General features: G+C 72.0%; 1 protein-coding gene. It reads left to right on the top strand.

What is annotated here, in order from left to right; all coding sequences use genetic code 11:
- The coding region (locus tag HCN56_RS25605; RefSeq protein ID WP_209313199.1) for a lantibiotic dehydratase at positions 1-1,189 on the top strand (1,189 nt) is incomplete at both ends.

Below are 1,189 nucleotides of genomic sequence, written 5' to 3'. Positions count from 1 at the left end.
GACATCACCCACACCGCATCCCAACGCAACAAAAGCACCCGCACCGCACCCAACCGCTCCCTCCTCTACACCGACACCCGCCGCTCCACCACCGCCACCATCGGCCACACCATCCTCGACGCGATGGCCCCCCTCGGCCCGCTCCTGGACAGCGCGGCCTGGCTGATGGCCGAGTTGGCGACGGTCGTGCGGCGGGAGGCGGACAAGGTCTTCGACCAGCTCGCGGCCTCGGTCGACGGCGAGGTCGACCTCGGAGCGTTCTGGCTGGCGTGCATGCCGGTGCTGCACGGCGGCGCGCGGAGCGCGGCCGACGAGGTCGCGGCGGAGTTCCGCCGGCGGTGGGCGCGCCTGCTGCCGCTCCCGACCGGGGCCCGGCGGGTCCGGATCGACGGGAGCGGCCTGGCCGCGGGTGTCGCGGCCGAGTTCCCCGCGGCAGCCCCCGGTTGGACGGCGGCGCGGTACGTCAGCCCGGACGTCCTGGTCGTCGCCGACAGCACCGACGCCGTGGCCCGCGGCGACTTCTCCCTCGTCCTCGGCGAGATGCACCTGGCGACCAACACGATGGCGGCCTCACTCTTCGTCAGCCAGCATCCGGACCCCGCCGAGCTGTTCGCCCTGACCGACAAGGACCACCCTGCCCCCAGGCTGCTGCCGATGCTGCCCAAGGAGCACTCCTCCCGGCTCTCGGTGCGGGTGCAGAACGTGCTGGTGCGGCCCGAGGACTACTTGGTGGCGCTGCGCGACCAGACGGCCGACCCCTACCGGCCGCGGACGGTCCTCAGCGCCGACGCCTCGGTGGTGCGGCGTGGCGGCCGGCTGCTCACGGTGCTGCCCGACGGGGCGGAGTTCGACGTCCTCGACGTCTTCGGCCATGTGCTGACGACCCTCGCCATGGACCTGTTCCGCCTCTTCCCCGACGCGGACCACGTGCCGCGGGTGACGATCGACCGCATGACCGTCCAGCGCGAGTCCTGGCGCTTCACCGGCGACGACCTCGACTTCGCCGACGAGAAGAACGAAGCCCGCCGCTGGATACGCGCCCGCAACTGGCGCACCCGACACGACCTCCCCCGCTACGCCTTCATCGTCTCCCCCACCGAACCCCGCCCCTTCTACGTCGACTTCGAAGCCCCCGTCTACATCAACATCCTCGCCAAAGCCGCACGACGCCTCGCACGCAACAACCCCG

The organism is Streptomyces lonarensis (assembly GCF_012033735.1).
Classification (GTDB): domain Bacteria; phylum Actinomycetota; class Actinomycetes; order Streptomycetales; family Streptomycetaceae; genus Streptomyces; species Streptomyces lonarensis.
The sequence above is the reverse complement of the archived record's forward strand: the minus strand, read 5'-3'. Positions and strand labels throughout refer to the sequence as shown.